Below are 11,676 nucleotides of genomic sequence, written 5' to 3' on the forward strand. Positions count from 1 at the left end.
GCGCAATGACAGTTCTGCTGAAAGACGCTCTGCAGCCCAACGTGGTTCAGACTCTGGAAAACACACTGGCAATCATCCACGGCGGCCCCTTCGCAAACAGTGCACACGGCTGCAACTCTGTAAAAGCAACAAAAACAGCTATGAAAATTGCTGATTATGTTGTTACAGAAGCTGGCTTCGGTGCAGACCTGGGTGCTGAAAAATTCTTTGATATTAAATGCCGTAAAGCAGGCCTGAAACCTGATGCAGTTGTTCTGGTAGCAACCGTGCGTGCCCTGAAATACAACGGCGGCGTTCCCAAGGCTGACCTGTCCAACGAAAACCTGGACGCACTGGCAAAAGGCTTCGTAAACCTGGAAAAACACATCGAAAATATCCAGAAATATGGTGTTCCCGTTGTTGTTACTCTGAACCATTTCGTAGCTGATACAGATGCAGAAGTTGCATATGTAAAAGAACGCTGCGAAAAAATGGGCGCTACATTTGCAGTAGCAAGAGTATGGGCTGACGGCGGCGAAGGCGGCAAGGCTCTGGCTGAAAAAGTTCTGGAAACACTGGAAACAAAGAAAAGCGATTTCCACTATCTGTATGAAGATGAACTGAATATCGTTGAAAAAGTAAACAAAGTATGTAAGGAAATCTATGGCGCGGGCACAGTAAACTTCTCTGCAGCAGCGAAGAAAACACTGGCGCAGATCGATAAACTGGGCTTCAACCATTTCCCTGTATGTATCGCAAAAACACAGTACAGCCTGTCCGATGATCCTAAGGTTCTGGGTCGTCCCGAAGGTTTCGAAGTAACTGTAAAAGAAATCCGCATTTCCGCGGGCGCAGGCTTTATCGTAGTGCTGCTGGGCGATGTTATGACAATGCCCGGTCTGCCTAAGAAACCTGCGGCACTGAATATCGACATCGACGAAGACGGTAACGTAGTAGGTCTGTTCTAATCTTCGTCTGAAATTTATACGAAGGAGATAATATAAGATGAAAGCACAATTGATTGATGGCAAAGCGATCTCTGCGGAGATCAAGGCAGAAGCGGCAGCAGAAGCAGCAGAACTGAAGGCAAAGGGCATCGAACCCTGCCTGGCTGTTGTATTGGTCGGAGATAACTCCGCTTCTAAGGTATACGTAAGCAATAAGCAGAAGGCTTGTGAAGCCGTAGGCATCAAGTCTGTTTCCCATGTGTTGCCTGGGGAGACAACAGAAGAGGAACTGCTGAAGCTCATCGATGAACTGAACAATGATGCAAACGTGCACGGCATCCTGGTTCAGATGCCTGTGCCTGAACAGATCGATGACAGAAAAGTCATCATGGCCATCAGCCCCGAAAAGGATGTGGATTGCTTCCACCCTGTAAATGTAGGCTATCTGCACACAGGCGCAAAGGGCTTCCTGCCCTGTACCCCTGCGGGCATCATCGAACTGATCAAACGCAGCGGTCATTCCATCGCGGGTAAAAATTGTGTGATTATTGGCAGAAGCAATATCGTAGGCAAGCCTGTGGCAATGCTGTTGATGCAGGAGAACGGTACTGTGACCATTTGCCATTCCAAAACACAGGATCTGGCTGGTATCTGTCGGGGGGCAGATATCATTGTCAGCGCAACTGGTAAATTGAACACAGTAACGGCGGATATGGTAAAAGAAGGTGCGATCATCATTGACGTAGGGATGAATCGCAATGCCGAAGGCAAACTGTGCGGCGACGTGGACTTTGAGAACGTGAAAGAAGTGGCAGGGGCCATCACTCCCGTGCCCGGCGGCGTTGGCCCTATGACCATCGCAATGCTGATGAAAAACTGTAACACAGCCGCAAAAATTCAGAATGGTCTGATATAAGCGGAGAAAAGATGGGATAGAACATGTTTCCGTCAGGCTAGCATGACGGAAATATGTTTAAGCCCTGTTTGCGTAGCAAACGCATGAATATTTTCGCAGAAAATATGAATGGCTCCGCGTAATTCTATAGAATGGCAAAAACCCTTGGCTTCGAAAGAGGCTGAGGGTTCTTTTTCGTGAAAATACCAGAAAGAAACTGAAAAGAATTTTGTAGAGATATAGCAATTTGTTTGATTTTATAGTAAAATATGATATTGTGAAAAAAACAGTATTCCTGTTCGCAGGAAGGCTTTAAGGAGGAATAAAATGAATAAGAAAATCGCATTCACCTCTCTGGGGTGCGATAAGAATAGAGTTGACAGCGAAGTCATGCTGGGTATCCTGCAGAAAAACGGCTATCAGGCTGTGGCGCATGAAGCGGAAGCAGACATCATCGTGGTGAATACCTGCTGCTTCATCAAGGATGCACTGGAAGAAAGCATCGAAACCATTCTGGAAATGGCACAGTATAAAGACCCCGAAGTGGGCAACTGCAAGGGCCTCATCGTAGCGGGGTGCCTGGGTCAGAGATTTGAGAAAGAATTCTTCGACGAACTGCCCGAAGTAGATGCTATTATCGGCACAACTGCTTACGAATCCATCGCCGAAGTGGCAGATGAGATTTTAGCTGGGAAGGAACAGGTGAAGCAGCTGGAAAGCATCGACCTGGCAATGCAGGATGAAAACGGCAAGCTGCGTGTGCTTTCTACCGCTCCTTACTTTGCATATCTGAAAATTTCCGAAGGTTGTGACAACCACTGTACTTACTGCGTGATCCCGAAAATGAGGGGCAAACACCGCAGCAGACAGATGGAAAGCCTTTTGGAAGAAGCAACTTTGCTGGCACAACAGGGCGTGAAGGAACTGGTCATCGTAGCCCAGGATACATCCATTTATGGCAGAGACCTGTACGGTAAACCCATGCTCCATGAGCTGCTGAAACAGCTGAATGCTATCGAAGGCATCGAATGGATCAGACTGCTGTATGCTTACCCTGAAACCCTGACAGACGAAACCATCGAAGCCATGGCGACATGTGAAAAGGTTTGTCATTATATCGATATGCCCATCCAGCATGGCAATGATGCGGTGCTGAAACGCATGGGCAGAAAGAGCAGTCAGGCGCTGATTTGCGAAAAGGTGGCGAAACTGAGAGCGGCAATGCCCGATATTGCTATCCGCACAACGCTGATTGTTGGGTTCCCCGGCGAAAGCGAAGAAGAATTCGAAGATCTGAAGAATTTTGTTCAGGAAATGAAATTTGACCGTCTGGGCGTATTCTCCTACTCTCAGGAAGAAGGCACAGCGGCGGCAAAAATGGAAAACCAGATCGACGATGATCTGAAGGAAGAACGTAGAGATATCATTATGGACATCCAGAAAAATATTGCGGCTTCTCTGTGCGAACAAGAAGTGGGCAAGGTAATGGAAGTGCTGATCGAAGGTAAACTGCCCGAAGAACGTATTTTCTGCGGCAGAACCAGGAGGGATGCCCCCGATATTGATGGTCTGGTGTTTGTTTCTTCCGAGGAAGAACTGTACTCCGGTGATTTTGTAACAGTAAAGATTCGCGAAGCAGGCGATTATGATTTGATGGGAGATGTAGTATATGGATATGAACTTGGCGAATAAGCTGACAATGCTCAGAGTATTCATGATTCCGGTATTTTTGCTGGTGCTGTTTCTGGCGCCCGAACCTGTGAACAGATATGTTGCGGTAATTATTTTTATCGTGGCATCCCTGACAGATATGCTGGATGGCAAAATTGCAAGAAAATATAATCTGGTTTCCAACTTCGGTAAATTTATGGACCCTCTGGCAGATAAACTGCTGGTTATGTCTGCGCTGGTTTCCATGGTTGCTCTGGAAGATCTGGCGGCTTGGGTGGTTATCGTTATCCTGGCGAGAGAATTTGCTATTACAGGTTTCCGTACACTGGCGATGGAAGCAAACATCGTTATGGCGGCAAGCTGGTGGGGCAAAGTGAAAACAACAACACAGATGATCATGATCCCCGTCGTACTGTTGAATCTGCCTTTCGGCTTCATGCCTATGGTGGAAACAGTGCTGGTATGGCTGGCAGTGTTCTTTACCATTTTCTCCGGTGCGGATTATATCATCAAAAATAAACAGGTATTACTGGGTTAAAAAAGAGAGGCGAATGCCTCTCTTTTTTTATGGAAAACAGTTGGAAATCTTCGGAGAAACAGATACAATAGAAATGATGTGAAACTATTTTTCAGAAGGAGGAAACATCATGAGAGCAGAAATTATGGCAGTTGGCACAGAACTGCTGTTAGGCGATATTTTGAATACGAATGCACAGTTTCTGGCGCAGGAACTGGCGAACCTTGGCATTGAAGTTTATTATCAGACTGTGGTAGGGGACAACCCTCAGAGACTGAAGGATACGATCTATCACGCTTTTTCCAGAGCAGACCTCATCATCACCACAGGCGGCCTTGGCCCCACGGAGGATGACCTGACAAAGGAAACAGCGGCAGAATATTTCGGCGAAAAACTGGTGCTGGATGAACGCGCGCTGGGACGTATCAAAAAATACTTTGACCGCACAGGCAGAGTGATGACAGAGAATAATGTAAAGCAGGCCATGGTGCCTGAAAATAATTGCACCGTTCTGTATAACGACAACGGCACAGCGCCCGGCATTATCATTGAAAAGAACGGGAAGATGATCGTGATGCTGCCCGGCCCTCCCAAGGAAACGGTACCGATGTTTCTAAATCAGGTAAAGCCTTATCTGGCGAAGAAACAGGAATATACCTTCATTTCCCGTATCCTGCGTGTGGCTGGCGTGGGCGAAAGTGCCATGGAAGATATGGTAAAGGACATCATTGATGCCCAGACGAATCCTACCATCGCACCCTATGCCAAAGACGGTGAAGCTATCCTGCGTATCACAGCAAAGGCAAAAGATGAAAGAGAAGCAAACAACCTTATCAACCCCGTGGCAGCAGCCTTAAAGGAAAGACTGGGCGTAGCTGTTTATGCGGAAGGGGAAACAGATATGCAGACCGTAGTGGCGGAAATGCTGTTAGATAAAAAACTGACTTTAGCAGTGGCAGAATCCTGCACAGGCGGCATGATTGCTTCCAGATTGGTGGAATATCCCGGTATTTCAGATGCGCTGGTGGAAGGTTGTGTGACTTATTCTAACGATGCAAAAATGCGCAGACTGGGCGTAAAAGCGGAAACATTGGAAAAATACGGCGCGGTCAGCGAAGAAACGGCAAGAGAAATGGCAGAAGGCATTGCAAGAACCAGCGGTGCGGATATCGGTATTGCAACGACAGGGATTGCAGGCCCCGGCGGCGGCAGTGATGAAAAGCCCGTTGGTCTGGTGTATATGGGTCTTTCCTACAAGGGTAAAACAGAAGTGCAGAAGCATCAGTTCGTTGGCAAACGGGATAAGATCCGTGAACGTGCCACATATACAGCTCTGAACTGGCTGAGAAAGGCGATGCTCAATGAAGAATAAGGGCGACTGGATGCTGCTGCTGGCGGCCTTTATCGGAGGCGGCGGTTTCATCAGTCTGAAGTATTTATTGGATTGGGGATATGACCCCTATCAGGTGATTTTTGGTCGTTTTCTGATGGCTTCCATCTGTATGTGTATGGTTTATCATAAACGATTGAGAAAAATCACGAAAAAGGAATGGAAGGTAGGCAGCATCCTTGGGGCGCTGTTGGCGGCTATGTTCCTCTTGATGACGGTTGGCCTGCAGTACACGACACCTTCTGTCAATGCGTTCCTTGTGAATATTCCGGCTGTTATCGTGCCGTTTATTTGCTGGGGTGTATTCAAGCAGAAACCCACAAGAAATCATTTTATTGCGGCCTTGATGACGCTGATAGGGGTGTGCTGCTTGTCTTTGACATCGGATTTCCATATCGATTTTGGTGCGGCGCTGTCCCTGTTGGCGGCGGTGGCGTTTTCCCTGCAGATGGCTTTTCTGGGGAATATCACCGATGGCTGTGATTCGGTGCATATCGCTTTGACGGAGAATATTTCTACTTTAGTCGTGATGGCAGTCATTGTGACCTTCACTGGCTGGGATATGCCTGCGCTGACTTTGCCTTCTCTGGGGAATTTCTTTTTCCTTGGGGCGTTCTGTACGGCGGCGTATTTTGCACTGCAATCCATAGGACAGCAGATCACATCCCCGAATAAGGCGGCTATCATTATTACATCGGAATCTATTTTTGCAGCAATTTTCTCCGCCATCCTTTATGGCGAACGTATGAGCCTGCGGGGATATCTGGGCTGTATCATTATTTTTGCCGCAATGGCACTGGCAGAGCAGCCCAGGAAGGAAAAAGAAAATAGTGTTGACAAGGCGAACAAAATCGAATAAAATGAGAACAGAAGTTCTCATTTGCGATAAAAAATACCCTTATTTTTAGAAAGGTGGAAATAAAATGGCAGCAAAATCTCAGAAAGAAGATGCAAGATTTGAAGATAAGCAGAAGGCTTTGGATGCGGCCCTGAGCCAGATCGAAAAACAGTTTGGTAAAGGCGCGGTAATGAAACTGGGCGACAATAATGCACAGATGGCAGTGGAAGTGGTTCCTTCCGGTTCCCTGAGCCTGGATCTGGCGCTGGGCGTTGGCGGTGTGCCTAAGGGCAGGATCGTAGAAGTATACGGCCCTGAATCCTCCGGTAAAACAACAGTAGCTTTGCATATGGTAGCGGAAGTGCAGAAGCGGGGCGGCATTGCAGGTTACGTGGATGCAGAACATGCCATGGACCCTACATACGCAAAGGCCCTGGGCGTAGATATTGATAACCTGTACATCTCTCAGCCCGACGATGGTGAACAGGCCCTGGAAATTGCAGAAACCATGGTGCGCAGCGGTGCCATCGATATCGTTATCATCGACTCTGTAGCGGCATTGGTGCCCCGTGCGGAAATTGAAGGCGAAATGGGCGATTCCCATATGGGTCTGCAGGCAAGACTGATGAGCCAGGCCCTGAGAAAACTGACAGGTATCACAAATAAATCCAACTGTACTGTTGTTTTCATCAACCAGCTTCGTGAAAAAATCGGTATCACATTCGGTAACCCCGAAACAACTACAGGCGGCCGCGCGCTGAAATTCTATTCCTCCATCCGTATGGAAATCAGAAAAACAGACGTGCTGAAGCAGGGCACTGAAATCGTTGGTAACCGTGTAAAGGTGAAAATCGCGAAAAACAAAGTTGCGCCTCCCTTCAAAACAGCGGAATTCGATATCATCTACGGCAAAGGCATTTCCAGAGAAGGCGACATTCTGGACCTGGCGGCAGAAGTGGATATCGTAAACAAGAGCGGTGCATGGTATGCATATAAGGAAACAAGAATCGGTCAGGGACGTGAAAATGCGAAGCAGTTCCTGAGAGATAACCCCGATGTATGTGTAGAGGTCGAAAATCAGGTACGTGAACATTATGGTCTGCCCGGTTTGGAACTTCCTGCAGCGGCGGCATCCGATGCGCCTGTTGTGGAAACAGAAATCTAAAAACAGACAAAAAATTACCCCTTTGAGAGAAATCTCAGAGGGGTTTTCTTTTGCTTAAATAAATACGATCTGTACCAGAACCATATAGCAGACAGTGCCGCCGAAAATGCTGAGCATGGTGTTTCTTTTCCAGATATGTAAGAAAGCCGTCAGGGCGGATGCAATCAGGGGAGGCGCAAAGCCCGCTATGGAGGAGAAGGTGATGCCCTTCAGGCAATACATAACGAGGGTCGCCATGATAGCCATAGGAAGAACCCTGCCCAGATAGCGGACGATTTCAGGTACTTCCTTCCCGCGGAAAATGAGGAAGGGCAGAGCCCGTTCGATGAGTGTGCAAATCGCACAAACGGCAATGATGAGGATGGATTGTGTTGCGGAAATTGCCATTTATTTTTCCTCCTTTCCTGCGGGTTCGATGCGGCTTCTCAGGATGGTCAGCAGAGCTACGGTGATGACCAGAGAAGGCAGGATGAAATTGGATGGGCCAAAGATTACCAGACAAACAATGCTGGAAACGAAGGCCAGCAGGGCGGGCAGACGATTATCTGCACCGCTCATCTGCTCGATCAGGATGATGATAAACAGGGCTGTCAGGGCGAAATCGATGCCTGTGGTATCGAAGGGGATCAGAGTGCCGATGAGGGCACCTGCGATACTCAGTATCACCCAGTAGAGCCAAGCCATGGATGCTGTAACCACATAAGCCCATTTTTCGTCAATATCATCGGGAAAGTTATGGGAGCAGTGGAGGGAGTAGTTTTCGTCTGTCAGGGAATAGATCAGGAAATATTTCCAGAGTCCGAAAGAACGGAATTTTTCAATGAAGGACAGGCCGTAGAAAATATGACGACTATTCAGCAGCAGCGCCATGATGGCTACTGTTGCCAAGGAAACACCGCCGGCAAAGAAACTTACCATCAGATACTGCAGGGAACCGGCCAGGACAAACAGACTGCAGGCGCCTGTCCAGATAAAATTATAGCCCGCACTCTGCATCAGTACGCCATAGGCCAGACCTACGGGGATGAAGCTGATGAAAATGGGAAAGCTGTGCTTGATCGCATAGCGAAGGGTTTTTGCCATAATGATCGCTCCTTTTTATAGATAGTGATAATACTTGCGATTCGCTGCAAGGAAAAATACAGCAATAAGGACAGTTACAGCTTCTGCTGCAGGGATGGCAAGCCAGATGCCGTCGATGCCGAGGAATTTTGGCAGAATAAGGATACTTCCAGCTACGAAAACGAAGGTGCGCAGGAAGGAGATCGCCGCAGATACTTTTCCGTTGGAAAGAGCCGTAAAGAAGGAGGATGCGAAGATGTTGATGCCTGCGAAAAGAAAGTTCCATACGAAAATTTTATAGCCATACAGGGTGATGGCGTAGGTGTTGCTTTCCCGGGGAGTAAAGATGGCGATGGTGGGCACTGCCATCAGATAGGAGAAGCCGAAGCACACCACAGAGGAGATCAAAATGATGCCGAGGCACATTTTGAAGAGCCGTTTCAGCTGAGGAATATTCTGGTTGCCGTAATTATAGCTGAATACAGGGGCTGCACCGCTGGCAAAGCCAAGATATGCCGAGGAGAACAGGAACTGGGCATAAAGCACGATGGTGATGGCGGCAACGCCGTCTTCCCCCAGCATGTCCATCATGGCCAGATTGAACAGGAAGGTGGTGATAGCCATGGCGCCGGAAGTCACCATTTCCGAAGAACCATTCAGCATGGTGTGAGCGATGGTTTTTCCATTCCATGTAGGTTTTACAAAATACAGCACTGTGCGGGGCTTTGCGAAATAAAACAGAGCGGGGATGCCGCCGATGATGAATCCGCTGACAGTGCCCCAGGCTGCGCCGACGATGCCCATATCCATGCGAATGATAAAAATATAGTCGAAGAGGATATTGGACAGACCGGCTGCCACGTTCAGCCACAGGCCAAGATTCGGCTTGCCTGCGGTGATGAAAAGGGTTTGGAACATGGTCTGTACCACGGAAACGGCGTAAAACGCCATCATCACTCTGCCGTAATCTACACAGTAGGGAAGCAGATTTTCATCGGCTCCTAAAAAGACAGAAAGGGGCTTGATGAACAAAAAGCAGATGACAGAAATCACCAGACCGACCGCAATGCCAAAAACGGTGATGAGGGTAAAAGCGCTGCGGGCTTTTTCCTCTTTTCCTTCCCCCAGGCGCTTGCCGATGATGGCAGAGCCGCCAGTACCCAACATGATGCCGAGCCCTATCAGGATGTTGATGAGGGGAAAAACGATATTCATGGCAGAGAGGGCGGTCGTCCCTACAAAACGGGAAACGAAGATGCCGTCCACAATGGTATACGTTGCCACAAATACCAGCATGATGATAGTGGGCAGGGTGAATTTCAGTAAGGATGATAATGTAAATTCTTTTGAGATATCATTTTGCATAAGTTAGACCTCATTCAAAATAGAATCATTCGGTTTTCATCTGGTTCACCCGATTTTCATCGGGGGTGATATAGATGGTTTTGTTGGTCAGATAGATGACCATACCGGGTTTTGCGCCATTGGGCTTTTTCACGTTTTTCCGCTGGGTATAATCCACGGGAACCATGCTGCTGTTTTTTGCCTTGCTGTAGAAGGCAGCCAGATTGGCGGCTTCCTCCATAGTGGTTTCGGGCAGTTCGCTCTGTCCGTTGGTACGGATGATGACATGGGAACCGGGGATATCTTTCGTATGCATCCAAAGGTCGGTGGGCTCTGCGGTGCGCAAAGTCAGTTCGTCATTCTGGATGTTGCTCTTGCCAACTAAAATTTCATAACCATCGGAGGAAATATAGCGCATAGGTTTCGCCTTTTTGGGCTTCTGCTGGCCTTTTTTCTGAACCTGTCTGCGGATGAAGCCGCTTTCTGCCAGTTCGGTACGGATTTCGGAAAGGTCTGCATCGTCCTTGGCATTTTCCAACGCATTCAGGACGCTTTCCAGATAAACCAGTTCTTCGTCGTTCTGTTTTTCCTGAATTTCCAGAGCGGCAAGGGTACGTTTTGCTTTGTTATATTTCGCAAAATACTTCTGGGCATTTTCCGCAGGGGTTTTTGCAGGATCAATGGCGATTTCGATTTCAGGCATATCTTCTTCGTAATAGTCGATGGTTTTGAAGGTGGTCACGCCCTGGGGCACAGCATAGATATTGGCTGTTAAAAGTTCGCCTTTTTTCTTCCACAGATCCATGCCCTTGGTTTCTCTGAGGGTCTTGATCTGGATCTCTTTTTTCTTCACGCAGCGTTCGATGTTGTTCATCACCAGTTTGCGCATATCCTGTGCTTTCTGGCGGATATGGGCTGCGTTGTCTCGTTCCTGATAGAAAGCTTCCAGCAGAGCAGAGATGGAATCAAATTTTTTCGCATGGAGGCCTGCGAACTGGGTCATTTCCAGCACGGCAAAGTCTACGATTTTATCATTTTTCTGATAAAAGATGGCAGGCTGATAAGCGGCTGCTTTGATTTCGGACATGGTTTTATCGAAGGCGGCATACAGGTTTTCGCCTTCTTCGATGGTGGTTTCCTGACAGGCATTGGATGCATCCAGCCCTGCACGGGAACAGATCTCCCCAGCCATGATGGGGCTGATGCCGGTATAGGTTTGATACAGGAATTCCTGCAGTTTTCTGCCTTCCTGCAGATGCAGGGAGAAAAGGAAGTCGCTGATTTCCACTTCCAGAGGGTTTTTCTTATCTTGGGAAGGAGGGAAAACATATTCTTTTCCGGGCAGAACTTCGCGGACAGAGCTTTTTTCGTGGGTCACGCGCTTGATGGAATCCAGGATCTTACCGTTTTCATCGGTCAGAATCAGGTTGCTGTGTTTGCCCATGATTTCCAGAATCAGATTTTTTGTTGTGATATCGCCCATTTCATTGGCGGATTCCACCCGCATGATGATGATACGTTCAAAATTGGGCTGCAGGATATCTACGATCTTGCCGCCGGCGATATGTTTCCGCATGACCATGCAGAACAGGGGCGCAGTCATGGGGTTTTCACGGCTGCTTTCTGTCAGGTGCATACGGGGATGGGCGGAGTTGGCGGAAATGATAACTTTCTTCGCGCTGCTGCCCAAGCCGCGGATTGTCATTCTGATTTCATCAGCTACAGGCTGGTGGATTTTATCGATACGCCCTCCAACGAGAGCGGATTTGAGTTCGGATACGATGGCAGATGTTGTGATGCCGTCCAGTGCCATAGAGGACACCTCCTTAATGATTATATACTAATATTTAAATTTAACATATTATAGC

The 11,676-nt window shown here is 48.0% G+C and carries 11 protein-coding genes; 7 read left to right on the forward strand and 4 right to left on the reverse strand.

Annotation, left to right across the window (positions count from 1 at the left end; translation table 11 throughout):
* The 7 genes from IJ369_RS07485 to recA all read left to right on the forward strand — a co-directional run.
* A partial coding sequence (locus IJ369_RS07485) for a formate--tetrahydrofolate ligase (protein WP_290717740.1) occupies positions 1-947 on the forward strand: 947 nt, incomplete at its 5' end.
* Positions 948-984: 37 nt separating this feature from the next.
* Positions 985-1,842, forward strand: a complete 858-nt coding sequence (gene folD, locus IJ369_RS07490) for a bifunctional methylenetetrahydrofolate dehydrogenase/methenyltetrahydrofolate cyclohydrolase FolD (RefSeq protein WP_290717742.1) — start codon at positions 985-987, stop codon at positions 1,840-1,842.
* A 306-nt stretch (positions 1,843-2,148) separates the two neighbouring features.
* Positions 2,149-3,513 (forward strand): 30S ribosomal protein S12 methylthiotransferase RimO, encoded by a 1,365-nt coding sequence (gene rimO / locus IJ369_RS07495; protein ID WP_290717744.1) that lies wholly within the window; start codon positions 2,149-2,151, stop codon positions 3,511-3,513.
* Entirely contained in the window at positions 3,497-4,030 is a 534-nt protein-coding gene (gene pgsA, locus IJ369_RS07500) for a CDP-diacylglycerol--glycerol-3-phosphate 3-phosphatidyltransferase (RefSeq protein WP_290717759.1), read from the forward strand. Before rimO ends, pgsA begins: the two co-directional genes overlap by 17 nt.
* Positions 4,031-4,139: 109 nt before the next feature.
* On the forward strand, positions 4,140-5,381 hold the full coding sequence (locus tag IJ369_RS07505; RefSeq protein ID WP_290717746.1) for a competence/damage-inducible protein A: 1,242 nt from the start codon (positions 4,140-4,142) through the stop codon (positions 5,379-5,381).
* Positions 5,371-6,258, forward strand: coding sequence for a DMT family transporter (locus IJ369_RS07510; RefSeq protein WP_290717748.1), 888 nt, complete (start codon positions 5,371-5,373; stop codon positions 6,256-6,258). The genes IJ369_RS07505 and IJ369_RS07510 overlap by 11 nt, the downstream gene beginning before the upstream one ends.
* 64 nt (positions 6,259-6,322) lie before the next feature.
* Complete coding sequence (gene recA / locus IJ369_RS07515) at positions 6,323-7,402, forward strand: recombinase RecA (RefSeq protein WP_290717750.1); 1,080 nt, start codon at positions 6,323-6,325, stop codon at positions 7,400-7,402.
* 54 nt (positions 7,403-7,456) lie between these two features.
* On the opposite strand, the gene IJ369_RS07520 is transcribed toward recA, so the two are convergent.
* Genes IJ369_RS07520 through IJ369_RS07535 form a run of 4 tightly spaced genes read right to left on the reverse strand, consistent with a single transcriptional unit; the run spans position 7,457 to position 11,621 of the window.
* Positions 7,457-7,789, reverse strand: a complete 333-nt coding sequence (locus IJ369_RS07520; RefSeq protein WP_290717752.1) for a branched-chain amino acid transporter permease — start codon at positions 7,787-7,789, stop codon at positions 7,457-7,459.
* Positions 7,790-8,485 carry an AzlC family ABC transporter permease gene (locus tag IJ369_RS07525; protein WP_290717753.1) on the reverse strand — a complete coding sequence of 232 codons (696 nt, stop codon included), beginning with the start codon at positions 8,483-8,485 and terminating at the stop codon, positions 7,790-7,792. It lies immediately after the preceding gene.
* A gap of 15 nt (positions 8,486-8,500) precedes the next feature.
* Positions 8,501-9,829: an MATE family efflux transporter gene (locus tag IJ369_RS07530; RefSeq protein WP_290717755.1), complete on the reverse strand. Its 1,329-nt coding sequence runs from the start codon at positions 9,827-9,829 to the stop codon at positions 8,501-8,503.
* 25 nt (positions 9,830-9,854) lie between these two features.
* Positions 9,855-11,621 carry an Rqc2 family fibronectin-binding protein gene (locus tag IJ369_RS07535; RefSeq protein ID WP_290717757.1) on the reverse strand — a complete coding sequence of 589 codons (1,767 nt, stop codon included), beginning with the start codon at positions 11,619-11,621 and terminating at the stop codon, positions 9,855-9,857.
* Positions 11,622-11,676: the final 55 nt, after the last annotated feature.

This window comes from Anaerotignum sp., from assembly GCF_017483025.1.
Lineage (GTDB): Bacteria > Bacillota > Clostridia > Lachnospirales > Anaerotignaceae > Anaerotignum_A.

Bases quoted from the DNA above. Each gene is read 5' to 3' on its own strand.
- folD (WP_290717742.1), top strand. From the start codon at position 985: ATGAAAGCACAATTGATTGATGGCAAAGCGATCTCTGCGGAGATCAAG.
- rimO (WP_290717744.1), top strand. From the start codon at position 2,149: ATGAATAAGAAAATCGCATTCACCTCTCTGGGGTGCGATAAGAATAGA.
- pgsA (WP_290717759.1), top strand. From the start codon at position 3,497: ATGAACTTGGCGAATAAGCTGACAATGCTCAGAGTATTCATGATTCCG.
- IJ369_RS07505 (WP_290717746.1), top strand. From the start codon at position 4,140: ATGAGAGCAGAAATTATGGCAGTTGGCACAGAACTGCTGTTAGGCGAT.
- IJ369_RS07510 (WP_290717748.1), top strand. From the start codon at position 5,371: ATGAAGAATAAGGGCGACTGGATGCTGCTGCTGGCGGCCTTTATCGGA.
- recA (WP_290717750.1), top strand. From the start codon at position 6,323: ATGGCAGCAAAATCTCAGAAAGAAGATGCAAGATTTGAAGATAAGCAG.
- IJ369_RS07520 (WP_290717752.1), bottom strand. From the start codon at position 7,789: ATGGCAATTTCCGCAACACAATCCATCCTCATCATTGCCGTTTGTGCG.
- IJ369_RS07525 (WP_290717753.1), bottom strand. From the start codon at position 8,485: ATGGCAAAAACCCTTCGCTATGCGATCAAGCACAGCTTTCCCATTTTC.
- IJ369_RS07530 (WP_290717755.1), bottom strand. From the start codon at position 9,829: ATGCAAAATGATATCTCAAAAGAATTTACATTATCATCCTTACTGAAA.
- IJ369_RS07535 (WP_290717757.1), bottom strand. From the start codon at position 11,621: ATGGCACTGGACGGCATCACAACATCTGCCATCGTATCCGAACTCAAA.